Source organism: Neobacillus niacini, from assembly GCF_048572935.1.
Classification (GTDB): Bacteria; Bacillota; Bacilli; order Bacillales; family Cytobacillaceae; genus Neobacillus; species Neobacillus niacini.
The window spans coordinates 5,083,469-5,108,110 of record NZ_CP183883.1; the positions used below are offsets into that span (position 1 = coordinate 5,083,469).

Below are 24,642 nucleotides of genomic sequence, written 5' to 3' on the forward strand. Positions count from 1 at the left end.
TTATTCCTTTTCTTCTTCATCATTAAAGTCTACATCAACTTGATCATCAAAAAGTCGAATCATTTCCTCACGTGGATAGATTCCTAATTCACGTGCTTCGGTTTCTGATTTGATATCTATTTTCCAACCGGTCAACTTTGCAGCCAAACGGGCATTTTGTCCGCGCTTCCCAATTGCCAGTGAAAGTTGATAATCTGGTACAACGACTGTGGTTGCTTTTTCAGATTCATTCACCATGACATCTAATACTTTAGAAGGGCTTAAAGAATTCGCAACAAAGACGACAGGATTATCGGACCATTTAACAATATCGATTTTTTCACCCTTCAATTCATTCACAACAGCTTGAACCCTTGTACCTTTTGGACCTACGCAAGATCCGACTGGATCAACTTCATTGTTATCCGAATGAACAGAAATTTTCGAACGGTCTCCTGCTTCACGAGCTACTGATTTGATCTCAACTGTCCCATCATATATTTCTGGAACTTCTATCTCGAACAATCTTTTAAGTAATCCAGGATGAGTACGTGATACGAAAATTTGTGGACCTTTCGTAGTCTTCTCAACCTTCGTAATAAACACCTTTATACGGTCATGTGGCTTATACCGCTCATTTGGCATTTGTTCATTAACAGGGAGCAAAGCTTCAATTTTTCCAAGACTCACATAAATAAACTTTGAATCAAGTCTTTGAACAATTCCGGTCATGATATCTTCTTCACGGTCAATAAATTCAGAATAAATGATGCCTCTTTCAGCTTCCCTCACTCTTTGGGTAACAACTTGCTTGGCTGTTTGGGCTGCAATTCTTCCAAAGTCCTTAGGAGTTACTTCCATTTCAACTACATCTTCAACAGCATAATTAGGGTTAATGTTTCTGGCATCTGTTAATGATATTTCAAGACGAGGGTCAAAAACTTCATCCACTACTTCTTTTCTGGCAAAAACACGCATGGAGCCTGTTCCCAGATTTAAATCAATTCGAACATTTTGGGCTTGATTAAAATTGCGTCGATATGCCGAGATCAGTGCGGCTTCAATCGCGTCGATTAAAACATCTCTAGAAATGCCCTTTTCTCTTTCTAGTATTGTAAGAGCATCTAATAATTCGCTGCTCATTTGATCATATCCCCCTATCTTTCATATATATTATCTTTTATTATGAAAAAATAACTGCTAGCCTTGCACTAGCCACTTTTTCAAAAGGAATCTCGATGACTTTTTTACGGGTTTTGATTTTGATTTCAACCTTTACTGTCAGCCCATCATAATCAAGTAACTTTCCTTCAAATCCTTTTTCACCGTCAATAGGTTCGTATGTTTTAATGAACACATTTTTACCAATTGCCTTTTCGAAGTCCTTCGCCTTTTTCAAGGGTCTTTCTGCACCAGGGGACGAAACCTCAAGAAAATAATTTTGGGTTATCGGGTCAAGCTCATCGAGTTTTTCACTAAGCCGTTCACTGACAATGCCACAGTCCTCAATATCAACACCGTTTTCCTTATCAATATATACGCGAAGAAACCAGTTTTTCCCTTCTTTAACAAACTCAATTTCCACCAATTCTAATTCTAATTCTTTCAAGATTGGCTGAGTTAGCTCTTCTACTACTTCCGTTACTTTGCTCATGTTTAACCTCCTTTACCGACATTTTCACCCATATTATACGTATTTCACGGAAAGTTTTATCAATAACTCTGTAAAATTGTCCAATACAAAAACGAAAGAGCGGGTTTCCCCACTCTTTAACACGAGAGTATTTCTTAGTATTTCCAATAAAACTATACCATAACCAAATTTTATATGCAAACCGAAAGGCATTAGATCAAGGTTTTTACTATTTAGAATAAGGATAGCTGATTTTGATCTGGTAAAGATCCTAGACAGCCTTGCTTATCTAAATATTCTAGTATAGTTTTTGACACTTTACCACGTTGCTGTAAGTCCTCTTTAGATAGAAATTCTCCATCTTTTCTTGCCTTTACAATGTTATAAGCGGCATTTGTTCCAAGCCCTGGTATTGAATTAAATGGAGGGATTAATGAATTTTCTTCAATAATAAACTCAGATGCATCGGATTTATATAAATCATAGTTTTGGAAAGAAAAACCCCGTTCCACCATTTCAAGGGCCAACTCGAGAACAGTTAATAGGTTTTTTTCCTTATTTGAAGCTTCAAGGCCTTTTGCATTTATTTCCTCTATCTTTGCACGAATCGATTCAGAACCTCTTGTCATTACCTCTAAATCAAAATCTTCTGCACGAACCGTAAAATAGGCAGCGTAATATAAAAGCGGCAAATGAACCTTGAAATAAGCAATTCTAACGGCCATCAATACATAGGCCGCTGCGTGGGCCTTAGGGAACATATATTTAATCTTTTTACAAGAATCAATATACCATTCCGGTACTTCATTACGACGCATTTCTGCTTCCATTTCTTCTGAGAGTCCTTTCCCTTTACGAACTGACTCCATTATTTTAAAAGCAAATGATGGTTCTAGTCCCTGATAAATAAGGTAGACCATGATATCATCACGACAGCCAATAACTTCACTCAGATTACAGATGTTGTTATGGATTAATTCTTGTGCGTTACCGAGCCATACATCCGTTCCATGTGACAGACCGGAAATTTGGACAAGTTCAGAAAAAGTTGTAGGTTTTGTATCTTCTAACATTTGGCGGACAAATCGTGTACCGAATTCAGGAATCCCAAGGGTACCTGTTTTACACATAATTTGCTGTTCCGTAACACCTAATGATTCAGTTCCACTAAAAATTTTCATGACTTCTGGATCATCTGTTGGAATCGTTTTTGGGTCCATTCCACTGAGGTCTTGCAGCATTCTTATTACGGTTGGATCGTCGTGCCCAAGTATATCAAGCTTTAAGACATTATCGTGAATGGAATGGAAATCAAAATGTGTTGTCTTCCATTCAGAGTTTCTATCATCTGCAGGGAACTGTATTGGTGAAAAGTCATAGACATCCATGTAATCAGGAATAACGATAATACCACCTGGATGCTGACCAGTTGTTCGTTTTACACCTGTACAACCGGAAGCAAGTCTTTCTATTTCCGCTCCGCGTAATTGTAAATTATTGTCCTGCTGATATGCTTTCACATATCCGAAAGCTGTTTTATCTGCTACTGTTCCAATCGTACCAGCTCGAAATACATTGTCTTCTCCAAAAAGAACCTTCGTGTAGTTATGAGCACGAGGCTGATACTCACCGGAGAAGTTCAAGTCGATATCGGGAACCTTGTCCCCTTTAAAACCAAGGAAGGTTTCAAAGGGAATGTCATGTCCGTCTTTTCGGTATTTACCTCCACATTGCGGACAGTCTTTATCTGGTAAATCAAATCCTGATCCAACAGAACCGTCATTGAAGAATTCCGAATGCTTACAGGTTGGACAGACGTAATGAGGGGGCAATGGATTCACTTCGGTAATTTCCGTCATCGTTGCAACAAAAGAAGAACCTACAGATCCACGTGATCCAACAAGATATCCATCATCCAGGGATTTTTTCACTAGTTTATGGGAAATCAAGTAAATAACAGCGAAACCATGGCCGATGATGCTTTTCAATTCTTTTTCAAGGCGTGCTTCTACGATTTCTGGAAGCGGTTCTCCGTAAATCTTCTTTGCCATCGAATAACTCATTTCGCGCATTTCTTCATCTGCGCCTTCAATCCTTGGCGTGTATAAGTCATCTTTAATCGGCTTAATGACATCAATCATATCTGCTATCTTGTTTGTATTGGTAATAACAATTTCCTTCGCCTTTTCTCCTCCAAGGAAAGAAAACGCTGCAAGCATTTCATTGGTTGTTCTAAAATGGACATCAGGTAATTTGTGACGATTTAACGGGTTTGCTCCACCTTGTGAATTAACTAATATTTTTCGGTAGATCTTATCATTCTCATTTAAATAATGTACATTACCCGTTGCAACGACCGGAATACCTAATTTATCGCCAAGTTTTACTATATTCCCAATGATATCTTCAAGTGCCTTTTCATCACGAACTAGTTCCATTTCAATCAATGGAGCATTTACTTCCTTCGGCATAACTTCAAGGTAATCATAGAATTGTGCCGCCGCTTCCACTTCATCAGGGGATTTTTGCATCATTCCTTCAAAAACTTCCCCTTTATTACAGCCGGAACCAACAATAATCCCTTCTCTGTATTTTTGTAGGACCGACCGTGGCAGTCTTGGTACTCTATAAAAATATTCAATATGTGAAATGGATACGAGTTTAAATAAGTTCTTTAAACCAACTTCCGTTTGCGCAAGTAACGTACAATGATACGGACGTGCACGTTGATAGGCATTTCCTTTCCCCATGTTATCGTTAAATTGATCGTGGTATTCAATCCCTTTTTCTAATGAGTCCTTAAGCATTTTTAAGAGTAAATACCCGGTAGCTTCTGCGTCGTATATAGCTCTATGGTGCTGTGTTAATTCGATATCAAACTTTTTGGCTAATGTATTTAAACGATGATTTTTCAGTTCTGGATACAGGAATCTACCTAGCTCTAGGGTATCAATAACGGGATTTTTTGCCTTTTCTAGTCCTATATTTTTATACCCAACATTAAGGAAACCCATATCGAAAGAAGCATTATGAGCAACAAGGATTCCGTCTCCTACCCACTCATGAAATCTTTGTATTACTTCTCCGACTTCAGGAGCATTTTGCACCATATCATCAGTAATTCCTGTAAGGTTTATCGTGGTTGCCGATAAACGATGATGCGGATTCGCAAATGATTCAAAGCGATCAATTATTTCCCCGTTTTGAATTTTAACGGCAGCTAATTCAATGATCGTATCGTACACTGCTGATAGACCCGTGGTTTCAACGTCAAAAACAATAAATGTATCTTCTGCTAATAACCGATGGACATCATTATAGGCAATCGGCACACCATCATCCACAAGATTTACTTCTACACCATAAAGAATTTTAATATCATTTTTCTTTCCTGCACCATAAGCTTCAGGAAAGGATTGGGCAACAGCATGGTCAGTAACAGCAATCGCTTTATGTCCCCACTTTTTTGCCTGAGCTATCAGCGTCCCTACAGGAGTAACTGCATCCATTGAACTCATAGGAGTATGAAGATGGAGCTCTACACGTTTTTGATCCTCTGGAGCTGTATCTTTACGACCCTCTGGTTTGATTTCGTTTATATCATTTCCAATCATGACTAAATCACGTACAAAGGTATCATTTTGAATGCTGCCTCGTACCCTTACCCACATACCTTTTTTGACGAGCTGGTAAAGGGCTGCGTCTTCTTTATCCCGTGAAAACATTTTAACCATGAGAGAGCTTGTGTAATCCGTAACCTTAAAGGTTAAGAGCGTACGGCCACTTCTTAACTCTCTTGTCTCTGCGTCAAAAATAAACCCTTCTACTGTGACTCTTCTTTCTTCATCCACTATATCAATCATGTTTCGCAGGTCTGAATCATCCTTAATTGTAAGACCAATTGAGAGTGGACCTTCAGAAACTGCCCCTCCTGCATCCTTCTCCGCTTCTTTCTTTTGTAAATCAGCTAAGGCCATGAGTCCGCGTTCTTGATCTTCTTTTTGTTTTGCTAATAAAAATTGTTGGTATTCGTCATTTTTCTCTACATTATTAATGTCCGTTTCAACTGTTAAACTCGGAAATCCGAACGATTGGTAGAGGTCGGTAATCATCGCGCCATATTTCTTCTTTAAGGCCATACCTTCCGTCTCATTGCGTACTGAAATGGTTACCTTATTACCACTAACTGTCGGCACTTGTTCATTCAATAATTTTAGCATTGGCGGAGAGATACCATCGATTTGTTGAATACTATGATTCCAATACTCTAGAAGTAATTCTGGATGAAAGCTTTGATCTTCAACTTTTAAATCATAGGTAATATTTGCTATATTTGAGAATTTTCTTTCAAGTTGAGTAGTAAAACGAAGATACAAACTATAAGGAAGAATTTTTTCTAGTAAAAATTGAAAATGCCATTTTCTTGCCTTCTTTTCTACAATAAATCTCTCAATTTGTGCATTTTGAAATTGTGCTACAACAGCGTCCTCTATTAATTCTAGTTGCTGGAGCAAGAGTAAGAATCGCTCTTTTTTGCCAGAGGCATGTTCGCTCATCATTCCCTCTCCCATCTATATAAATCTTTTAATGTATCTATTATCAAAAAGTAATTATATCATATGATACATAATCATTCGGCGTATTTCGACAGAAAAATAAAACCAAAAAAGTAAATAAAATTTACAGCCATTCCGCTTTCTATTCAAGATGGGCATTCAGGCAAATTCTATTTGACCGAAAGATTTCTTTATTGTCTTTTTGGGCACATGTGGCCTCTCTATCTGACCGAAAAATCTCCCTTTTTTTTCGGGCAATAAAAAAGGGGCTCACTGAGGAACCCCTTTAAAATAGTTATCTTATAAGAAAAACCTCTGAATATCATTCCAGGTAACAACCAGCATAAGGAGCATTAGCAATGCAAATCCAATAAAGTGGACCATGCCTTCCTTGTGACGATCAATCGGCTTTCCTCTTACAGCTTCTACTGCAAAAAACATTAGCCTTCCTCCGTCAAGTGCAGGAATAGGCAAGAGGTTCATAATCCCTAGGTTAATGCTCAGAATAGCTGCCCACTTCATGACATAGTAAATACCAGACTGGACAACTGTATCAGTTGAGGCGTATATTCCAACCGGACCTGAGAGCATATCGATGGAGAATTGACCAGTGACTAACTGACCGAGCATCACAAAAATTTGTTTTGTCCAAAAGTATGTCTCAGTAAAACCAGAGGTAATCGCTTTTAAAGGTGATTTCTCAATTGGACTATAAACACCAATGAGACCAATCTTTTCACCCTCGACCGTTTGCTCTTTTGGAGTAACTGTTATTTCTTGTTCTTGCCCATCACGTGTAATCGAAAAATCAAGTTCCTCATTCGGATTTTCCCTGATAATTTCAACAACATCGGACCAGCTTGAAATTTCAGCACCGTTTATACTGTTGACAACGTCACCTTGCAGGAGACCAGCAGCATTTGCAGCACCATCCGTTGTAATTTCCCCTAATTTAGGTTCGTTTGTTGGAACACCTTGTAAGAACGCAATGATAATAAACAAAAAGAAAGCGAGGACAAAATTCATCATCGGGCCAGCAAAAATGGCCATGGTTCTTTGTGGCAGGGTTTTGGACGCAAATTGACGGTTATATGGAGCTAATTGTGTTTCGATTCCATTTTCAATCGTAACTGCAGTCGGGCTTACAGTGAAAGTCTGCAAGCTTTCTTCGTCATCATCCGGATAGCCCTTAATAAATAACTTGTGTTCAATATCTGCATATTCCACTTCAACAATCCGGCAATCAGGATACTTTTCTTTATTGTTTAATATGATTTTATTAACGGTATTATCTTTGTCGAATAAAAGCCCGATTCTATAACCTGGTTTTATTTCGACAACTTCTGGGTCTTCACCTGCCATTCGGACAAAACCACCTATTGGCAGCAACCTAATGGTATACGTTGTTTCCCCTTTTTTATGAGAAAAAACCTTAGGACCAAATCCAATCGCAAATTCGCGGCATAAAATACCTGCCCGTTTTGCAAAAATTAAATGGCCTAATTCATGGAAGAAGACTAGCGCTCCAAAGATAACAATAAAGGCAATAACTGTACTCAAACTAAAAAACCACCTTTTTTATAGAGGCTCTCTTCTTAAACTTTGTTCGTTTTAGAACAAAATTTATTAAGAAAAGAGCCTGCAAAATAAATTCAAAAGCGAAAAATAGCTATTTCAAAGTAAAAATCGGCTTTATGATTTTTACAACTATTTTTACGATAACAGCCTTTATAGAAGTGAAGATACATATTGTCTTGTTTCTTTGTCCACCTCATGAATAATGGATAAGTCAGGATTGATAATTATATCATGCTTGGTTAATGCCTTTTCGATCATATCCTCAATTTGTAAGAATGTAATCTTTTCATTTAAAAATGCAGCTACTGCCACTTCATTTGCAGCATTTAAGACAGTTGGAAGTGTCCCGCCTTTTTTCCCTGCCTCATAAGCAAATTTCATACAGCGAAAACGGTCATCGTCCATTTCTTGAAAGTGCAATTTACCTATTTGCGCTAAATTTAATCGTTGAGATGAAGCTAACGGTAAGCGGTTAGGGTATGAAAGCGCATATTGGATCGGTACTCGCATATCAGGTGTTCCCAGCTGTGCGATGATACTGCTGTCATGAAACTCCACCATTGAATGAATAATACTTTCTTTATGAAGAAGGACATCAATTTTTTCATACGGCATATTGTATAGCCAATGTGCTTCAATCACTTCAAGCCCTTTGTTCATCATTGTAGCTGAATCTATGGTTATTTTTGCTCCCATTGACCAATTAGGGTGATTTAAGGCTTCTTTTACTGTAACACCTTCAAGGTCGTTTCGTGTCCGATCACGGAAACTTCCTCCGGAGGCAGTCAAAATCAATCTTTCTATGGTCTTATCTTGTTCACCCTGCAGGCATTGAAAAATAGCCGAATGTTCACTATCCACTGGAAGTAATGCTACTCCATTCCTTTCGGCAGCCTCCATGACAAGGTGCCCAGCTGTTACCAATGTCTCTTTATTCGCAATTGCGATGGTCTTGCCACTTTCAATTGCTTGTAAGGTTGGATTTAAGCCAACACTACCAAGAACCGCATTTACGAGGATATCAGCCGAAGGGTATACAGCAACTTCTACAAGCCCCTCATCGCCAAAGGTAAATTTAGTTTTGGGGAATTCTAGTTTTAATGTATTACAATCATGGTACTCTTGTACAGAAACAAGCTCTGGTTGAAATTCAGCAATCATTTTTCTTGCTAATTCTAGATTCTTCCCTAAAGAGATTGCCACTAATTTAAATTCTGTTGGATGTTCACGCAAAATATCTAAAGTTTGGGTTCCAATTGAGCCAGTAGCACCCAAAATACTAATCCTCTTCAACGATCATTCAACTCCTAAATTCTACCATAAGTGAAAAAAATGTAATAATGGCAGAACGAATAAAAGACTATCAAAACGGTCAAGGATTCCACCATGTCCAGGAAGAATATTTCCCGAATCCTTCACGCCAAAGTGACGCTTAAACGCAGATTGGACTAAGTCCCCTATTTGTCCAAAGATTGAAAGTACAGCGGTTATTACAAGTAATGATAGTAAGTTTGCATTTATGTCTGTCAATAAAGAAAAGAGGACAGCGACAATTAATGCACAAACAACACCGCCAAGCGAACCTTCCACCGTTTTGTTCGGACTAATTTCAGGCCATAGTTTTGTTCTGCCTGTAGCTTTTCCAACAAAGTAAGCACCTGAATCAGTGGCCCAAATCATAAATAAAGAGTAAAAAATATACACTAGACCGGCATCACGCGTTTCAATAAAGAAATAAAAACCGATGCCAACATAAATGGCCGATAATATCGAAAAACCAACGTCTTCAAAGGTAAATCGATTTTTCGTTATGACAGTATAGGCCAATAACAAGAGTATAAAGGCAATTCCAAGTTCCGTTTTTGTATAGTAAAAGGAATCTACTATGTCACTGTACTGCTCTGGATATAAAATAACCCAGAGAAATAAAACTGTTAACAGTCCATGAACTGAAAAAATACTAAGTTTTTTCATTTTTAATAATTCATACAAACCCACTGTTGCTAGGAAGTACGTTAATAATACAAAAGGTAGTCCACCGTAAAAAACAATAGGTAGAAATAAAGCAGCTGCTACGACTCCTGTAATGATTCTTTGCTTCATCTAAGATTTCAACACCTTTTTAGGACTTGAGAAAGTACTTAAATACCGCCAAATCGACGTTGACGATTTTGATATGCTTCAATTGCTTCAATTAGATGTTTTTCTCTAAAATCTGGCCATAATACATCCGTAAACCAAAACTCGGTATAGGCTAATTGCCAAAGCATAAAATTGCTTAGACGTATTTCCCCGCTAGTTCGGATCAATAGATCCGGATCTTTATGGTCGGATGTCATTAGATATGAAGAGAATACTTCTTCATTTAATTCGCTCTCTTTCAGTATTCCACTTTTATAATCATTTAAGACTTTTTTGGTCGCATCAATAATTTCAGACCTGCTTCCATAGTTAAGGGCAAAGTTTAATACAAGACCATCATTGTCCTTTGTGTCTTCCATGGCTTTTTCAATTGCATGTAATGTATGTACTGGCAGTTGGTCTTTATAGCCCATCATTTCTACTTTAACATTTTCATCAATTAGTTCAGGCAGGAAGGTCCCTAAAAATTCTTCTGGTAGCTTCATTAAGTAATCTACTTCATTTTTTGGCCGTTTCCAATTTTCCGTTGAAAAAGCATATAAAGTCAGCGTTTTTATTCCAAGTGCGTTTGCTAACTTCGTTATTTTCCGCACGACCTTCATACCTTCATGATGGCCTGCAATTCGCGGCAATGCTCTTTTCTTTGCCCAACGCCCATTGCCATCCATAATAATCGCTACATGTTCCGGTACCGGCAATTTTTTAACCTCTTCTATATGTTCTCGGAGTGTGGAAGAGTTATTATTTTGATTCTTCCAAAGCCTAATTTTATTAAACATAACATTGCTCCTCCAAATTAAGATAATCATTTCCTCCGATAATAGATCATGCCCACAGAGCCTGTGTTGATATATATGAAGAATGCTGATTTTTGCATGCTTTTATCATACCAAAAAAGTAAAAATATATCTTCTTCTAATTAATTTATGTATTAGGACAAGAAATAAGAATGATGTTTTACTTTCCACTTTAAAAATTATTTTAAGGAGAAAATAGTGAAAAAACCCCCTGAAAAGAGGGTTCTTCAAAATAATTAAACTTCCAAGATTTCTTTTTCTTTGTCTTTTGTTATTTGGTCAATCTTGCTGATATGCTCATCTGTTAGCTTTTGAATATCATCAGAATAACCGCGAAGGGCATCTTCGGTAATTTCTCCGTTTTTCTCCAACTTTTTCAAGTCATCGTTACCGTCACGGCGAATATTACGGATGGCTACTTTAGCCTCTTCAGATTCTTTCTTAACCAATTTAACAAGCTCTTTACGGCGCTCTTCTGTCAATTGAGGAATAGCAAGGCGAATCACCTGACCATCATTTGAAGGATTCAAACCTAAATCGGATTTAAGAATGGCTTTTTCAATATCACCTAGAATGGATTTATCATAAGGCTGAATAACAAGAAGTCTAGCTTCTGGAGTTGAAATTCCTGCCATTTGATTTACTGGTGTTGGTGCTCCATAATAGTCAATTGTAATTCTATCGAGTAAAGAAGCACTCGCTCTCCCTGCACGAATACTCGCAAGCTCACGAGTGTAAGCTTGGATAGCTTTTGACATTCTATCTTTTACAGTTGAAATCACTTGTTTTGGCATTAAATTTTCCCCCTAACAATCGTTCCAATTTTTTCACCCATAACAGCACGTTTAATATTGCCCTGTTCCATAATAGAGAAAACAATAAGTGGAATATCATTATCCATACATAATGAAGAAGCCGTTGAATCCATAACAGCTAATCCTTCTTTAATAACATCCAAGAAAGTGAGGTCATCGTATTTTGTTGCATTCGGGTCAAGACGAGGATCAGCAGAATATACACCGTCCACATTATTCTTTGCCATTAATATCACTTCGGCATCGATTTCAGCAGCACGAAGTGCAGCAGTTGTATCGGTTGAAAAATATGGATTACCCGTACCCGCAGCAAAAATAACTACTCGCTTCTTTTCTAAATGTCTCATTGCACGACGTCTAATATATGGTTCTGCAACTTGACGCATTTCAATGGAGGTTTGAACGCGTGATTCAATCCCCAAATGTTCTAAGCTATCTTGAAGTGCTAATGAGTTCATGACTGTGGCAAGCATACCCATGTAATCGGCAGTTGCTCTGTCCATTCCCATCTCACTGCCTATTTTACCACGCCAAATATTACCACCGCCAACAACAACTGCCACCTCAACACCAAGTTCTGCAATTTCCTTTACTTGTCCAGCGATTGATTTAATAACGGATGGTTTAATACCGAAGCTAGATTCTCCAGCAAGTGCTTCCCCGCTTAGTTTTAGAACGACACGTTTGTACTTAGGACCGCTCATATGAACCTCCTTATTATGTATATTATTATTATTATTAAAAAAAACTTTAAAAATAGGGAACACAACGTGTTCCCTATTCAAAACATATTTTGCGTACCTTGATTAGAACCAATTACTTTTTATTAACTTGATTCATAACTTCTTCAGCGAAGTTGTCTTCACGCTTTTCAATACCTTCGCCTACTTCGTAGCGAATAAATTCACGTACAGTAGCGCCTTTTGACTCTACGAACTGACGGATTTTTTGATCAGGGTTTTTAACGAAAGTTTGATCAAGTAAGCAAACATCTTCGAAATATTTGCCAAGGCGGCCTTCAACCATTTTTTCAACGATTTTTTCAGGTTTGCCTTCGTTAAGAGCTTGTGTAGTTAACACTTGACGCTCACGCTCAACTTCTTCTTGAGAAACTTGGTCACGTGAAACATATAATGGTCTTAGAGCAGCAATGTGCATAGAAACATCTTTCGCTGCATCTGCATCAGTTGTACCTTCAAGAACTGTTAAAACACTAATACGGCCACCCATGTGAAGGTATGCACCAAAAGCATCATTGTCAGTTTTAGATACTACAGTAAAGCGACGAAGAGATAACTTTTCACCAATTTTAGCAATAGCTGCATTGATGTAGTCTGCAACCGTTACGCCATTAATAGTTTGTGCAGAAGCTTCCTCAACAGTTGCCGGTTTGTTAGCAAGCAAGTGCGCAGCTAATTCTTTTACAAGGTTTTGGAATGCTTCGTTCTTTGCAACGAAATCTGTCTCAGAGTTTACTTCTAAAATAACTGCATTGTTTCCTTCAGCAACAACATATGTTAAACCTTCTGCTGCAATACGGTCACCTTTTTTCGCAGCTGACGCAATTCCTTTTTCGCGTAAGAAGTCAATTGCTTTTTCCATATCACCATTTGTTTCTGTTAACGCCTTTTTACAATCCATCATTCCAGCGCCAGTTTTTTCACGTAATTCTTTTACCATTTGAGCAGTAACTGCCATTAGTAATTCCTCCTTAAACTATGTACTATAATATCTTAGCCATTCCTGCATAAGATAAACATTTCTTAAAAAAAGGTGATAAAGGGTCTCCCTCTTATCACCTTTTTGAATAAGTCACTATCTTACGCTTCTTGTGCTACTTCTTCACCTTGTTTAGCTTCTAGAATCGCATCCGCCATTTTACCAGTTAATAGTTTAACGGCACGGATTGCATCATCGTTAGCTGGAATTACAACATCGATTTCATCTGGATCACAGTTAGTATCAACAATACCTACGATAGGAATGTTTAACTTTTTAGCTTCTGCTACTGCGATACGCTCTTTACGAGGGTCGATGATGAATAGTGCATCAGGAAGTTGCTTCATATCTTTGATTCCGCCTAAGAATTTTTCAAGGCGTTCTTGTTCTTTCTTAAGTTGAACAACTTCTTTTTTAGGTAATACTTCGAAAGTACCGTCTTCTGACATTCTTTCGATATCTTTTAAGCGACCAATACGCTTTTGGATTGTTTCAAAGTTAGTTAAAGTACCACCCAACCAACGTTGGTTAACAAAGTACATACCTGAACGAGCTGCTTCTTCTTTAACAGAATCTTGAGCTTGTTTCTTCGTACCAACAAAAAGGATTGTTCCGCCGTTTGCAGCAAGATCTTTCACCCAGTTATAAGCTTCTTCAACTTTCTTAACTGTTTTTTGTAGGTCGATGATGTAGATACCGTTACGCTCTGTGAAGATATATTTCTTCATCTTAGGGTTCCAACGGCGAGTTTGGTGTCCAAAGTGTACACCAGCTTCAAGCAATTGCTTCATTGAAATTACTGACATGTTATTTTCCTCCTATGGTTTCGTTTTCCTCCGCTTGTCTCATTTTTAAACAGCAACTGTAAAAGTTACAGCACCGGCTGTTAAATCAACAAGCGTGTGTAATAACACCGTTAAATAATATAGCATATGTGGGAATAACAATCAAGTTTTACTTTCAAAAAAAATCCCCAGTTATACTGGGGACTACTGCTATCATTAATTAGATCTTAATTTATCAAGCTCTACTAGGAATTTATCGTTTAGAACTTTGATATATGTTCCTTTCATACCAAGGGAACGAGATTCGATTACTCCAGCACTTTCTAGCTTTCTTAAAGCATTAACAATAACAGAACGTGTAATACCAACACGATCTGCAATTTTTGAAGCTACAAGTAAGCCTTCATGGCCATTTAATTCTTCAAAAATATGTTCGATAGCTTCAAGCTCACTATATGATAATGAACTGATAGCCATTTGAACAACTGCCTTGCTTCTTGCTTCTTCTTCAATTTCTTCTGACTTTTCACGTAAAATTTCCATACCAACAACCGTTGCACCGTACTCAGCAAGAATAAGATCATCATCATGGAATTTTTCTTGCAATCTTGCAAGGATTAATGTCCCTAGACGTTCCCCGCCGCCAATAATTGGCACAATGGTAGTTAATCCTTCACGGAATAAATCTCTGTTTTCAACAGGGAATGCAGTATATGCACTATCAACGTCAAGGTTTGAAGATGTTTCTTGAATGCTAAAAAGACCATTAGTATATTCCTCTGGGAATTGTCTATCTTCCAACATTTTCTTCATACGTTCATTTTCAATTTGTTGATTTATTGCAAAGCCTAAAAGCTTACCTCTGCGGCTGACAACGAAAATATTCGCTTCAATCACTTCGCTTAGGGTTTCAGACATTTCTTTAAAATTTACTGGTTTTCCTGCTGCTTTTTGTAATAACACATTAATTTTTCTCGTTTTAGTAAGTAAATCCATCTGTTTCTTCCTCCTAATTAACTCAGAACCATTATTAAGTTTAATTGTTATATAATTACAAGATAAATTGGCTTAAATCTTTGTTTTTTGATATTGCTCCAAGCTTATCATCTACATATTGTGGAGTAATCGTAATCTTCTCCATTAATATATCAGGTGCCTCAAACGACAAATCTTCGAGTAGTTTTTCTAAAATCGTGTGAAGTCTTCTAGCCCCAATATTATCTGTATTTTGATTCACTTCAAAAGCAACTTCAGCTATTCTACGAATAGCATCGTCAGAAAATTCAATTTGTATACCTTCTGTTTCTAATAATGCCTGATATTGTTTAATTAATGCATTATCCGGTTCAATTAAAATTCTGAAGAAATCGTCAACGGTTAACTTAGTTAGTTCAACCCTAATCGGTAACCGCCCTTGTAATTCCGGGATCAAATCTGATGGCTTTGACATATGAAAAGCACCAGCAGCAATAAATAAAATATAATCCGTTCTAATGGATCCATATTTCGTTACAATGGTTGAACCTTCAACGATTGGTAAAATATCACGCTGTACGCCTTCACGAGACACATCAGCAGAAGATCCGCCTGAGTTTCTGCTTGCAATTTTATCAATTTCATCGATAAAGATGATACCTGTTTGTTCAGCACGATAAACGGCTTCCGTAGTAACCTCATCCATATCAATCAATCTTGCAGCTTCTTCATTGGTTAAAACTTTTCTTGCCTCACGGACAGTTAACTTTCTTTTCTTCCGTTTTTTCGGCATAAAGCTGCTTAGTGCGTCCTGCATATTCATACCCATTTGTTCCATCCCTGAACCTTGAAGCATATCAAACATGGACGGTGTTTGCTCTTCAACTTCTACAGTAACGATTTCTTCTTCTAGTTGACCAAGTGCTAGCTTTTCCCTGACAATTTTACGTTTTTCAGTTACTGAGTAATCTTCTTGATGGGTATCCTGCTCAGGAGTTGTATTGCCGCCGCCAAATAACATTTCAAGCGGATTTTTATAATTTTGTGCTTTCTTTGCCGATGGAACTAGTAAATCAACCAGCCTGGCATTTGCATTTTCCTCAGCACGTTCCTTCACTGCTAACATTCTATCTTCTTTAACCAATCTGACAGATGTTTCAACGAGGTCCCGAACCATCGATTCAACATCACGGCCCACATAACCGACTTCTGTGAATTTCGTAGCCTCTACTTTAACGAATGGGGCACCAACTAGCTTAGCAATTCTCCTGGCAATTTCGGTTTTACCAACACCTGTTGGACCAATCATTAAAATGTTTTTAGGAATAATTTCTTCGCGTAGTTTTTCGTTTAACAAACCTCGTCTATATCGATTTCTCAACGCAACTGCAACTGCTTTTTTTGCGTCCTTCTGACCTATTATATATTGATCCAGTCTCTCAACAATTTGACGCGGTGTTAGGTTATCTGTTTTAGCCATTGTAGGTTCCCTCCCGTTAGAGCTCTTCCACGATAATGTTGTGGTTTGTATATACACAAATTTCAGCAGCTATTTCTAAAGAAGCCTTTGCAATTTCTTTTGCAGTAAGATGGTCACCTGCATATTTCTTTAGAGATCGTCCAGCTGCAAGTGCATAATTCCCACCTGATCCAATTGCTAGAATTCCATCGTCAGGTTCAATAACTTCTCCTGTACCTGATACGAGAAGTAAATCCTCTTTATTCATGACGATTAGCATCGCTTCTAGCTTTCTAAGAACCTTATCACTTCTCCATTGTTTCGCTAGCTCCACTGCAGCTCGTTGGAGGTTACCATTGTATTCTTCTAATTTGCCTTCAAACATTTCAAAAAGAGTGAAAGCGTCGGCTACAGATCCGGCAAACCCAGCTAATACTCTTCCATTAAATATTTTTCTAACCTTTTTTGCTGTGTGCTTCATCACTACTGCATTACCAAATGTGACTTGACCATCACCAGACATTGAACATTGACCATTATGATGGATTGCAAATATCGTCGTGGCATGAAATTCGTTCATCATTTTTCCTCCTCTTGCAAATTCATTAGCAAACCTATGTAACAAGAGATTGTCTTAAGTAGACAAGTGCATTACACTAGAAATAGTATGAAAACTTTATTCATTTATTCCCTTTTATAAATGGGTATATACGTTCAATTGCTTCCACTAATCCTCACTTGTTCACCCATGAACAAAAGAATTTTACACTGAGCATATAGGGGTTGTCCAATTGTTTATTGTGATTAAGTTTGTTCCCATTGTAAATGGTAGTTAACGAAAGTTAATAAAACAGTCACATTTATTAATATGTCAACCTCACAAAGGCTACTAAAGCGTAACATACTTCTTAATCCCTTGCAATAAATTTTACAAAACTTTCACAAAGTTCTGAATTGTTTCCAACGCTCTGTTTGCATGTTGCATATTACGTTCCTGTTTTCCCTTAATTTTTTCAGGTAAATCTGGAAACAGTCCAAAATTAGCATTCATTGGCTGAAAATTCTTTGCGTTTGCTGTGGTAATATAGCGTGCCATACTTCCAATTGCTGTTTCAACAGGAAACTCTACAGGATCTTCTCCCATAGCTAATCTAGCAGCATTTATTCCGGCAGCTAGTCCACTTGCAGCAGATTCAACATATCCTTCTACACCCGTCATTTGGCCAGCAAAAAATAAATTTTCACGCTCTCTAAATTGATAAGAAGCTTTAAGTACCTTTGGTGAATTGATAAAAGTATTACGGTGCATAACCCCGTAACGGACAATTTCTACATTTTCAAGTCCAGGTATTAACTGAATTACCTCTTTTTGCGGACCCCATTTTAAATGTGTCTGGAATCCTACGATATTATAAAGAGTTCCTGCTGCGTCGTCTTGACGTAATTGTACCACCGCAAAAGGTCTTTTCCCTGTTTTCGGATCTTCTAAACCAACTGGCTTTAACGGACCAAATAACATGGTTTTCTTTCCTCTTTGGGCCATAACTTCTATTGGCATACAGCCTTCAAAAAAGATTTCCTTTTCAAATTCCTTTAATGGAACTGTTTCCGCTGCAACTAGTGCTTCATAAAACGTGTTAAACTCTTCTTCCGTCATTGGACAATTTAAATAGGCAGCTTCGCCTTTATCATATCTTGATTTTAAATAAACCTTATCCATATTAATGCTATCTTTTTCAAGGATCGGTGCTGCGGCATCATAAAAATATAGATAATCCTCACCAGTTAAAGATTTTAATTTATTCGATAACTCAGGACTTGTTAATGGTCCTGTTGCAATAATCGTAATTCCCTCAGGAATTTCTGTTACTTCTTCATTTATGACCGTAACATTTTCATGGTTTTTAACCATTTCTGTCACTTTAGCTGCAAACTCATGACGATCTACTGCTAAAGCACCTCCTGCAGGGACCGAGCATGCATCAGCGGCAGCAATGATAACAGAGTCAAGTAATCTCATTTCTTCCTTCAATACACCGACTGCATTTGTTAAGGTATTTGCTCGTAAGGAATTGCTGCATACTAGTTCTGCAAATTTATCAGTATGATGGGCAGGTGTCTGTTTAACTGGTCTCATTTCATAAAGACGAACCTTTACACCACGTTTGGCAATTTGCCAAGCAGCTTCACTTCCAGCTAAACCAGCACCAATTACATTTATTGTTACATCGTTCATGTATTTACCTCCTGATTTTCAAAGCTTAAGCACCATGAATCTAGCTTTACTTTTTACTATGTTTACTTTTCCCTCTTTTTAGCCCATCTTGCATTGTACTATACGAATCAAAAACAAAAAAGTTTTATGTTTCAATAAAAAGTGATGGGGTCATTAAAAAAAAGTGAAAAGGGAGAGCTTGTGCTCACCCTTAACTTTGTGGTTCTTCTTTGTAATCACATTCAATACATTGCACTTGAACGCCTTTTTTCAATTTCTTTTCAACCAGTGGACCTTCGCACTTTGGACAATTTCGTGGTAATGGTTTATCCCATGAGATAAAGTCACATTCTGGAAATCTGTTACACCCGTAAAAGATTCTCTTTTTCTTGCTCTTACGTTCAATTATACTGCCTTCTTTACATTTAGGACATGTAACGCCTATTTCCTTTACAATTGCTTTGGTATTTCTGCAATCCGGAAAATTACTACATGCCATGAATTTACCGTATCTGCCCATTTTGAAAACCATTGGGTTAGAGCATAGTTCACAATCCTCACCAGCAGGCTCATCTTTTATCTCAACAGATTGCATTTCCTCTTCGGCTTTGGCCAAATGCTTTTCAAAATCTTGATAAAATTCATCAATGATTTCAACCCAGCGGACTTTACCTTCTTCCACATTATCTAAATCCTGTTCCATTTTAGCAGTAAAGTCAACATTAAGAATATCAGGGAAGAATTCGAGCATTAATTCATTACAGATTTCCCCTAGCTCAGTGGGAACAAAACGTTTATTATCTAATGCCACATACCCTCGTTTTTGTATCGTATCCAATGTTGGCGCATAGGTAGATGGTCTGCCAATCCCTAATTCCTCAAGTGTTCTAACTAACCTAGCTTCAGTATAGCGCGGCGGCGGCTGAGTAAAATGCTGTTTCGGTTCTATATCCTTTTTGAAGACCTCGTCGCCCTCTTTAAGATCCGGCAGCATTTTATTCTTTTCTTCCACTTGATCGTCTGTTCCCTCTACATAGATTTTCATAAAACCAGGAAACTTTATCTTTGAACCATTTGCCCGGAAAAGTACATTCCCATTTTGAAGATCTACACTCATTGTATCCATAACAGCCTGTGCCATTTGACTTGCCAAGAATCTTTCCCAAATTAGCTTATAAAGCCGCAATTGGTCTCTTGATAAGTATTGTTTCACACTATTTGGATCACGGAAAGTACTAGTTGGACGAATCGCTTCGTGAGCATCTTGAGTATTGGCGTTTTGTTTTTTTTCTTTTCGCTCATCTTCTTTTAAAAAGTTCTCACCGAATTCTTTTTGAATATATTCTGCTGCTTCTTTCTGTGCTACCTCTGAAATCCTAGTTGAGTCCGTTCTCATATAAGTAATAAGACCAACTGTTCCTTCTGCCCCTAGCTCAATTCCTTCATATAATTGCTGAGCTAACATCATGGTTTTTTTAGCACGGAAATTAAGTTTCCTTGCAGCTTCCTGCTGCAAGGAAGAGGTAATAAAAGCTGGTGATGGGTTTCTTTTTCGTTCCTTTTTGGTAACAGCAACGACTTTAAACTTATCACCCTTCATTTGCTTCAAAATAGCCTCAACATCTTGTTCCGATTTAAGTTCTACTTTTTCTTTATTCGCCAGTGCATGGAAAGAGGCACTAAAATGATCCTTCCCCTTAAGCAATTCACTCTCGATTGTCCAATATTCTTCTGGCACAAAAGCCTTAATTTCTTTTTCCCGATCAATAATTAATCGGACCGCAATGGATTGAACTCGTCCAGCACTTAATCCTTTTTTTACTTTTTTCCAAAGTAGCGGACTAATGTTATAACCAACAAGACGATCCAGAACTCTTCTGGCTTGCTGCGCATCAACCAAATCCATGTTGATTGGGCGGGGGTGCTTAAAGGACTCTTTAATTGCGTCCTTTGTTATCTCATTAAAGACCACCCGGCAATCGGATTTTATATCAACATCCAAGCTATGTGCCAAATGCCAAGCAATTGCTTCCCCTTCGCGATCCGGGTCAGCCGCGAGAAAGACTTTCTTTGCTTTTTTTGCTGCTGTCTTTAATTCTTTTAATACTGGCCCTTTTCCGCGAATCGTAATGTATTTGGGTTCAAAGTTCGTTTCTTTAGAGACTCCCATTTGGCTTCGCGGCAAATCACGTATATGTCCCATGGATGCCTTAACTTTATATTTATTACCTAAATAACGTTCGATCGTTTTCGCTTTTGCTGGTGATTCTACAATTACCAGAAACTCTGCCATGCAAATAATCCTCCTCAAGGGGATATAAGAAATGTGAAAGCACTCTGAAAATAATCAGCTTGCTTACAATTTGAGAAGTTTTCCTAAATTCCAAATTTCTCAATTCGGATCTGTGAAAATACTTTACAAAAATGCCTTATCCCTAAATTTATCAATTTATATAATCATTCCTAAGAAAAGTGGATAGTATATCTTCATGAATACCTCTTATTTTTAAACAAATAACTGTTGATGTCAATGATATCGAAACCGTTTACAACTAGTTAATGATAATAATACGCCAAAATATTCCTATTTACACATTCTTTTTTTCGAATATCTGTTGGAAAATGTATAACATATTAGAAATAATTTCAAGCTTTTTAAGCATTATTCTCCAAGAATATAGAAAAAACCTTTAAAAAACTAATTATTCATCGATATTGTTTTTGACAATTATGGTTATAAGTGAAGTTCTTCTAGTATATCCTCACTGCTCATGACTAGCTTTGCTCCCTGCTTGATGAGGTCATTTGTACCTAGTGAATGTTGACTAAATATGCTCCCAGGTAGTGAAAATACCTCTCTCCCTTCATGTACAGCATAGTTAGCGGTAATGAGGGATCCGCTTTTTCTTTTTGCTTCTATTATAAATGTACCATTTGATAATCCGCTGATGATTCTATTGCGTGCTGGGAAATGCCATCGCAATGGTTTCGTATCCGGTGGATACTCGGAAATTACCAGCTGTGATTTCATCATTTCCTTTGCTAATTCAGCATTCTCCTTTGGATAGATATGATACAATCCTCCTGCTATAACTGCAATGGTTTTGCCTCCATTTTTCATTGCACATTCATGTGCAAGTGTATCTATACCTCTGGCTAAACCACTTACAATCGCTACTCCCTTTTCGATTAATGGAGGAAACAAAACAGATATGGCATTCTTACCATATTGAGTTGCTTCTCTGGAGCCAACCACTGCCAGCTTTGGCTGTTTTTCTAGTAATGTTAGATCTCCTTTTATAAATAATACCCATGGCGGCTGATATATTTCTTTTAACAGACTAGGATAATTTTCATCAAAGATTGTAATTACCTTAATGTTATTTTTTTCGTATTCCTCGATTTGTTGGGAAATGTACTGAAGTTGATTCGATGTTATGGAAGGGGAACTTTTTATGAAAGTGTTTGTTGAGGATGGGAATAGATTATATTGGTAGAATCGTTGTTCATCATGTATAGCTGTTTGAAGAGAAGGGTCTTTTTTTATGAATTGCAAAACTGTATTCCAGGTCATTCCTGAATGGTGGAGCAGAGCAACAAGTCTTTCTCTAAAATCATCCATTAATAAGCCTCCATTATTAAAAAAATAAATAAGAAATAGTCCCTCTGTAAAAAGGGACTATTTCTACTATTCTTAGTGTGTTTTACACTTATCGTATATACCTTGTTCTTTTAGAACTTCAATTAACGTTTCACCCATAACAGATGGTGTATCTGCCACTTTAATTCCGCATTCATTCATAACACGGATCTTTTCATCAGCAGTTCCTTTACCACCTGAAATAATTGCACCAGCATGGCCCATACGCTTTCCTGGAGGAGCAGTGCGACCACCGATAAATCCAACAACAGGTTTAGTCATATTTGCTTTAACCCATTCAGCTGCTTCTTCTTCAGCCGTTCCGCCGATTTCACCAATCATGATAACAGCATATGTCTCTGGATCTTCATTAAATGCTTTTAATACATCGATGAAGTTTGTACCATTTACAGGGTCTCCGCCAATTCCAACAGCAGTAGTCTGACCGATTCCTGCTTGTGTTAACTGGTGAACAGCTTCATAGGTTAATGTTCCAGAACGAGAAACAACCCCAACATGACCTTTTGTATGAATGTAGCCTGGCATGATACCAATCTTACATTCGTCAGCTGTAATAACACCTGGGCAGTTTGGACCAACTAAACGGGTCTTCTTGCCTTCCATATAACGCTTTACTTTTACCATATCCAAAACTGGGATATGCTCCGTAATACAGATCGCTAAATCTAATTCAGCATCAACAGCTTCGATGATAGCATCCGCAGCAAATGGCGCTGGAACGTAGATAACAGAAGCAGTAGCGCCTGTAGCTGCAACAGCTTCACTCACTGTATTAAATACCGGTACACCTTCAACTTCCATGCCGCCTTTACCTGGAGTGGTTCCAGCTACAATTTGTGTTCCGTATTCTAACATTTGTTTTGTATGAAAAAGGGCAGTTGAACCTGTAATCCCTTGAACAATAACCTTCGTATCTTTATTAATAAAAACGCTCACGTTAATTCCCCTTTCTTTCGATCCTATTTCACAAGTGAAACGATTTTTTGTGCACCGTCAGCCATTGATTCTGCAGGAGTGATGGCTAAACCAGACTCAGCAAGAATTTTCTTACCTAAATCAACGTTTGTTCCCTCAAGTCTAACAACAAGAGGTACGCTTAGTTGAACCTGCTTAGCAGCCTCGACTACACCCTCAGCAATGACATCACATTTCATGATTCCGCCAAAGATATTAACAAAAATACCTTTTACGTTTGGATCAGAAAGGATAATTTTGAATGCTTCTGTAACCTTCTCAGCTGTAGCGCCGCCCCCAACATCAAGGAAGTTCGCTGGGTCTCCGCCATAATGCTTAACGATATCCATTGTTGCCATAGCAAGTCCGGCACCATTTACCATACAGCCGATATTTCCATCTAAAGAAATATAGCTTAAATCATATTTAGAAGCTTCGATTTCCTTTGGATCTTCTTCCTCAAGGTCACGGTAAGCGAGCACGTCTTTTTGACGATATAAAGCATTTGAATCAAAGTTTAACTTTGCGTCAAGCGCCATTACTTTACCATCGCCTGTAACAACCAATGGGTTGATTTCAGCAATCGAGCAATCCTTTTCGATATAAGCATTATATAAGCCCATCATAAATTTAACTGCTTGATTCACAAGCTCTTTTGGAATGTTGATATTGAATGCAATTCGGCGCGCCTGATAAGGCATTAAGCCTAGAACCGGATCAATTTCTTCTTTGAAGATTTTCTCCGGAGTTTTTTCAGCTACTTCTTCAATTTCTGTTCCGCCTTCTTCAGAAGCCATGAGTACAACTTTTGAAGTAGCACGATCTAATACAAGACCAACGTAATATTCTTTTTTGATGTCGCAGCCTTCTTCAATTAAAAGACGCTTTACTTCTTTACCTTCTGGGCCTGTTTGGTGTGTAACCAACGTTTTCCCTAGGATTTCACTCGCATATGTACGAACTTCATCAAGGTTTTTAGCAACTTTAACACCGCCGGCTTTCCCCCTGCCGCCAGCATGAATTTGCGCCTTAACCACACATACTTGTGTGCCTAATTCCTTTGCAGCTTCAACAGCTTCTTCAGCAGTGAAAGCCACTTTTCCATTAGGAACACTTACCCCGTATTTTCTGAGGATTTCTTTCCCCTGATACTCATGGATATTCATTTCCCATCCTCCTATCAAACTCTTCAAAAAATTGACTCCGTTTTCATTTTATATAATGACTGAAACCTTGTCCACAGTTATGCACAAAAAAATTATATTCCTCATAATATTATGAATTGTTAAATCCAGTAATTAAAGCGCTTTCATAAATAAAAAAACCAAATAATGACAACTTAATGTTTTCTAACAATAACAAAACAAGCATAAA

At 37.7% G+C, this 24,642-nt stretch carries 19 protein-coding genes; all 19 read right to left on the minus strand.

Going from position 1 to position 24,642, the window contains the following annotated elements; translation table 11 throughout:
* Positions 1–1,122: a transcription termination factor NusA gene (nusA, locus tag ACN6MT_RS24850; RefSeq protein ID WP_419888513.1), complete on the minus strand. Its 1,122-nt coding sequence runs from the start codon at positions 1,120–1,122 to the stop codon at positions 1–3.
* 40 nt (positions 1,123–1,162) lie between these two features.
* Positions 1,163–1,633, minus strand: a complete 471-nt coding sequence (rimP, locus tag ACN6MT_RS24855) for a ribosome maturation factor RimP (protein WP_419888514.1) — start codon at positions 1,631–1,633, stop codon at positions 1,163–1,165.
* Between the two features lie 212 nt (positions 1,634–1,845).
* Positions 1,846–6,168, minus strand: a complete 4,323-nt coding sequence (locus ACN6MT_RS24860) for a PolC-type DNA polymerase III (RefSeq protein WP_419956529.1) — start codon at positions 6,166–6,168, stop codon at positions 1,846–1,848.
* A gap of 300 nt (positions 6,169–6,468) precedes the next feature.
* The gene (gene rseP, locus ACN6MT_RS24865) at positions 6,469–7,728 is read right to left on the minus strand and encodes an RIP metalloprotease RseP (RefSeq protein ID WP_034677047.1); all 1,260 of its coding nucleotides are present in this window, start codon (positions 7,726–7,728) and stop codon (positions 6,469–6,471) included.
* Positions 7,729–7,896: 168 nt separating this feature from the next.
* Positions 7,897–9,039, minus strand: coding sequence for a 1-deoxy-D-xylulose-5-phosphate reductoisomerase (dxr, locus tag ACN6MT_RS24870; protein WP_034677045.1), 1,143 nt, complete (start codon positions 9,037–9,039; stop codon positions 7,897–7,899).
* A 21-nt stretch (positions 9,040–9,060) separates the two neighbouring features.
* Positions 9,061–9,849 carry a phosphatidate cytidylyltransferase gene (locus ACN6MT_RS24875; RefSeq protein ID WP_419888515.1) on the minus strand — a complete coding sequence of 263 codons (789 nt, stop codon included), beginning with the start codon at positions 9,847–9,849 and terminating at the stop codon, positions 9,061–9,063.
* Positions 9,850–9,887: 38 nt separating this feature from the next.
* Positions 9,888–10,667 carry an isoprenyl transferase gene (locus ACN6MT_RS24880; RefSeq protein ID WP_034677034.1) on the minus strand — a complete coding sequence of 260 codons (780 nt, stop codon included), beginning with the start codon at positions 10,665–10,667 and terminating at the stop codon, positions 9,888–9,890.
* Positions 10,668–10,921: 254 nt separating this feature from the next.
* The gene (gene frr / locus ACN6MT_RS24885) at positions 10,922–11,479 is read right to left on the minus strand and encodes a ribosome recycling factor (RefSeq protein WP_034677036.1); all 558 of its coding nucleotides are present in this window, start codon (positions 11,477–11,479) and stop codon (positions 10,922–10,924) included.
* Entirely contained in the window at positions 11,479–12,204 is a 726-nt protein-coding gene (gene pyrH, locus ACN6MT_RS24890; protein ID WP_034677039.1) for a UMP kinase, read from the minus strand. Before pyrH ends, frr begins: the two co-directional genes overlap by 1 nt.
* 112 nt (positions 12,205–12,316) lie before the next feature.
* Complete coding sequence (gene tsf / locus ACN6MT_RS24895) at positions 12,317–13,198, minus strand: translation elongation factor Ts (protein WP_034677041.1); 882 nt, start codon at positions 13,196–13,198, stop codon at positions 12,317–12,319.
* 122 nt (positions 13,199–13,320) lie between these two features.
* Positions 13,321–14,025 carry a 30S ribosomal protein S2 gene (gene rpsB / locus ACN6MT_RS24900; protein ID WP_034677043.1) on the minus strand — a complete coding sequence of 235 codons (705 nt, stop codon included), beginning with the start codon at positions 14,023–14,025 and terminating at the stop codon, positions 13,321–13,323.
* Positions 14,026–14,220: 195 nt separating this feature from the next.
* On the minus strand, positions 14,221–15,000 hold the full coding sequence (codY, locus tag ACN6MT_RS24905; RefSeq protein WP_063254306.1) for a GTP-sensing pleiotropic transcriptional regulator CodY: 780 nt from the start codon (positions 14,998–15,000) through the stop codon (positions 14,221–14,223).
* Positions 15,001–15,055: 55 nt separating this feature from the next.
* Positions 15,056–16,459: an HslU--HslV peptidase ATPase subunit gene (gene hslU / locus ACN6MT_RS24910; RefSeq protein WP_419888516.1), complete on the minus strand. Its 1,404-nt coding sequence runs from the start codon at positions 16,457–16,459 to the stop codon at positions 15,056–15,058.
* Between the two features lie 16 nt (positions 16,460–16,475).
* Positions 16,476–17,018: an ATP-dependent protease subunit HslV gene (gene hslV / locus ACN6MT_RS24915; protein WP_034675689.1), complete on the minus strand. Its 543-nt coding sequence runs from the start codon at positions 17,016–17,018 to the stop codon at positions 16,476–16,478.
* A gap of 348 nt (positions 17,019–17,366) precedes the next feature.
* Positions 17,367–18,674, minus strand: a complete 1,308-nt coding sequence (trmFO, locus tag ACN6MT_RS24920; RefSeq protein WP_034675692.1) for an FADH(2)-oxidizing methylenetetrahydrofolate--tRNA-(uracil(54)-C(5))-methyltransferase TrmFO — start codon at positions 18,672–18,674, stop codon at positions 17,367–17,369.
* Positions 18,675–18,864: 190 nt separating this feature from the next.
* Positions 18,865–20,946: a type I DNA topoisomerase gene (topA, locus tag ACN6MT_RS24925; RefSeq protein WP_034675695.1), complete on the minus strand. Its 2,082-nt coding sequence runs from the start codon at positions 20,944–20,946 to the stop codon at positions 18,865–18,867.
* Between the two features lie 441 nt (positions 20,947–21,387).
* Positions 21,388–22,275 carry a DNA-processing protein DprA gene (gene dprA / locus ACN6MT_RS24930; RefSeq protein WP_419888517.1) on the minus strand — a complete coding sequence of 296 codons (888 nt, stop codon included), beginning with the start codon at positions 22,273–22,275 and terminating at the stop codon, positions 21,388–21,390.
* A gap of 72 nt (positions 22,276–22,347) precedes the next feature.
* Positions 22,348–23,250 carry a succinate--CoA ligase subunit alpha gene (gene sucD, locus ACN6MT_RS24935; protein WP_034675699.1) on the minus strand — a complete coding sequence of 301 codons (903 nt, stop codon included), beginning with the start codon at positions 23,248–23,250 and terminating at the stop codon, positions 22,348–22,350.
* A gap of 23 nt (positions 23,251–23,273) precedes the next feature.
* Complete coding sequence (gene sucC / locus ACN6MT_RS24940; RefSeq protein WP_419888518.1) at positions 23,274–24,434, minus strand: ADP-forming succinate--CoA ligase subunit beta; 1,161 nt, start codon at positions 24,432–24,434, stop codon at positions 23,274–23,276.
* Between the last annotated feature and the right edge of the window lie 208 nt (positions 24,435–24,642).

What these genes read in the sequence shown, in the direction of transcription:
- nusA (WP_419888513.1), bottom strand. Translation starts at nt 1,122, where the DNA reads ATGAGCAGCGAATTATTAGATGCTCTTACAATACTAGAAAGAGAAAAG.
- rimP (WP_419888514.1), bottom strand. Translation starts at nt 1,633, where the DNA reads ATGAGCAAAGTAACGGAAGTAGTAGAAGAGCTAACTCAGCCAATCTTG.
- ACN6MT_RS24860 (WP_419956529.1), bottom strand. Translation starts at nt 6,168, where the DNA reads ATGAGCGAACATGCCTCTGGCAAAAAAGAGCGATTCTTACTCTTGCTC.
- ACN6MT_RS24875 (WP_419888515.1), bottom strand. Translation starts at nt 9,849, where the DNA reads ATGAAGCAAAGAATCATTACAGGAGTCGTAGCAGCTGCTTTATTTCTA.
- ACN6MT_RS24880 (WP_034677034.1), bottom strand. Translation starts at nt 10,667, where the DNA reads ATGTTTAATAAAATTAGGCTTTGGAAGAATCAAAATAATAACTCTTCC.
- frr (WP_034677036.1), bottom strand. Translation starts at nt 11,479, where the DNA reads ATGCCAAAACAAGTGATTTCAACTGTAAAAGATAGAATGTCAAAAGCT.
- pyrH (WP_034677039.1), bottom strand. Translation starts at nt 12,204, where the DNA reads ATGAGCGGTCCTAAGTACAAACGTGTCGTTCTAAAACTAAGCGGGGAA.
- tsf (WP_034677041.1), bottom strand. Translation starts at nt 13,198, where the DNA reads ATGGCAGTTACTGCTCAAATGGTAAAAGAATTACGTGAAAAAACTGGC.
- rpsB (WP_034677043.1), bottom strand. Translation starts at nt 14,025, where the DNA reads ATGTCAGTAATTTCAATGAAGCAATTGCTTGAAGCTGGTGTACACTTT.
- codY (WP_063254306.1), bottom strand. Translation starts at nt 15,000, where the DNA reads ATGGATTTACTTACTAAAACGAGAAAAATTAATGTGTTATTACAAAAA.
- hslU (WP_419888516.1), bottom strand. Translation starts at nt 16,459, where the DNA reads ATGGCTAAAACAGATAACCTAACACCGCGTCAAATTGTTGAGAGACTG.
- hslV (WP_034675689.1), bottom strand. Translation starts at nt 17,018, where the DNA reads ATGAACGAATTTCATGCCACGACGATATTTGCAATCCATCATAATGGT.
- trmFO (WP_034675692.1), bottom strand. Translation starts at nt 18,674, where the DNA reads ATGAACGATGTAACAATAAATGTAATTGGTGCTGGTTTAGCTGGAAGT.
- topA (WP_034675695.1), bottom strand. Translation starts at nt 20,946, where the DNA reads ATGGCAGAGTTTCTGGTAATTGTAGAATCACCAGCAAAAGCGAAAACG.
- dprA (WP_419888517.1), bottom strand. Translation starts at nt 22,275, where the DNA reads ATGGATGATTTTAGAGAAAGACTTGTTGCTCTGCTCCACCATTCAGGA.
- sucC (WP_419888518.1), bottom strand. Translation starts at nt 24,434, where the DNA reads ATGAATATCCATGAGTATCAGGGGAAAGAAATCCTCAGAAAATACGGG.